This window comes from Cryobacterium inferilacus (assembly GCF_019599185.1).
Classification (GTDB): domain Bacteria; phylum Actinomycetota; class Actinomycetes; order Actinomycetales; family Microbacteriaceae; genus Cryobacterium; species Cryobacterium inferilacus.
In genome coordinates this window covers 1-1,925 of the sequence record NZ_JAIEUL010000048.1, presented here as the reverse complement: position 1 = coordinate 1,925, position 1,925 = coordinate 1, and the positions used below count along the sequence as shown (strand labels likewise).

The window sequence follows — 1,925 nt, the reverse complement described above, 5'->3', positions numbered from 1 at the left end:
CGCCACTGGCTCTCTTGCGCACGATCGCTGGCTCTGAACCGCACGATCGGGTGGCTCTCAAGACCTCGAATACTCACACGAGGTCAGGCCTCCCGGTCGAACAGCGTGATCCAGGCGCTGCGGTAGACCTCACGGGGCGAAATTGCTGTGGTCATGGTGACATTGTCCCGCAGCAGACGGCGGGGCCGGCGAGGGGCTCGAACATTCGTCTCGACTAGAAGAGGGTCGGCGCTTCAGCAGCTGCCACGCCCTCGTCTCTGGTCAGCAGGTCCATGAACGCCGTGTTGACGTAGAGACGCTCTCGCCCAACCGGCACTTTGAGCAGTACGCCCACTTCGACGAGGCCGTTCAGCCAACTCGTCGCTGTAGGTCGGGATACAGAACATCTCGACATCACGCTCGCGATTCTGCAATAGGGCTGTTCGAAGAGAACGGCCAGGAAATCGGCGTTGACACCGCCGGACATGGTGTCCCGGAGGACCTCGTGAAGGTGCTGTTGAAGTTCCTTGATCGCGCGAATCTTGTGAACCGTTGACACGGACGTTTGCCGAATTCCTTCGAGCATGAACAGGGTCCACGACTGCCAATCCTGGTCTTCTGTCACCCCCTGTAGGAGTCGATAGTAGGAGGACTTGTTTTCGATGATGTACTTCGACAGATACAGAATCGGCTGGCTCAGAAGGCCGGCTGACACGAGAAGTAGGACATTGAGGACTCTCCCTGTGCGCCCGTTGCCATCCTCGAAGGGGTGAATGGCCTCAAATTGGTAGTGGGCGACCGCCATTGTGACCAGTGGATCCAGATCATCGTCACCGTGAATGAAATCCTGCCAGTTCGTGAGCTTGTCACGGATCGTGGACTCCCCCGTGGGAGGGGTGTAGATCGCTTGATGAGTAGCCGGATTGCCGATGTATGTGCCTGCCAGCCGGCGGATGCCCATGTCACGCTGTTTGATCAACGTGCAGACTTCGACCGCGGTGCTGACACTCAAGGGTCTAACTTGAACGCTCCTGAACCCCTCATACAATGCCGTCCGGTAGCGCAGGGCTTCTCGAGTCGCTGGATCCGTCGCCGCTGATTCGGCCTGCGCATACTTGAATAGCTCGTCGGTCGTCGTGACGATGTTCTCGATCTCGGAGCTTGCTTGCGCCTCCAGAAGCCCGATGGAATTGATCAGAACCGCAGCGTTTGGCATTCCCTGAGCCGCCTGCTCGAGAGAGGCCAGTGCCGCCCTCGCCTCGATGGCGAGCTTCAGAACAGTTCGCGTTTCTATCTCGGATTGCGGTGGCAGGTGAGGAAGGTCGTTGTACGGTTCGTCCGCTTGCCAGGTCATATCGTTGATCGTATCTCGGAGATGCCGTCACATGTAAAGAATTCGGCAATTTCTTTACATGTCGCGAGATTGTGTAAGCCTGCTTAACACGTCATTTCTCGCCTTCAGAATGCACCTCGCAGACGGAGATCATCGTGTGCGGCGCAGTGCCGTTCCGCCACTCCGCCCGGCGAGTTAGGTCCACTACGGGCCAGGGTTCCTATCCGCGAGCGCCAACCTAGCCCTCAGAACAGCGACGACCACCTGCCATGCCAGGTGCAAAGCAATCACATTCGGCCGGTGCTCGCTCGCTGGGCGGACCGCAAAGCGCACGTACACGCTTAGGAAAAAGTCGCCAAGGCGGGCATGGAGGCGGCCGAGCGACTGAACAGGGTTTCGCTTGCATCTCTTCATACACGCCTAGATGCGGCGAAACCGAGCGAGCTTGAATGTGTCCCGAAGTGCCCGTGGAGACCTTGCCCCTTACTGAGACTTACTGCGACGTTATCCCGTGTTTTCGATCCAGGTCAATGTACCGAGTTGACTCATAAGAAACCTCCGCGTGAGTCGATTGGTTGCCTCATTACGGGACCTCCGCGTAGTCGAGGGTTGC

The 1,925-nt window shown here is 58.1% G+C and carries 1 protein-coding gene; it reads right to left on the bottom strand.

Annotated elements, in window-relative coordinates; translation table 11 throughout:
• Positions 1 to 214: 214 nt before the first annotated feature.
• A complete protein-coding gene (locus K2F54_RS18810; RefSeq protein WP_220607384.1) occupies positions 215 to 1,333 on the bottom strand; it encodes a Fic family protein in 1,119 nt (372 codons plus the stop codon).
• Positions 1,334 to 1,925: the final 592 nt, after the last annotated feature.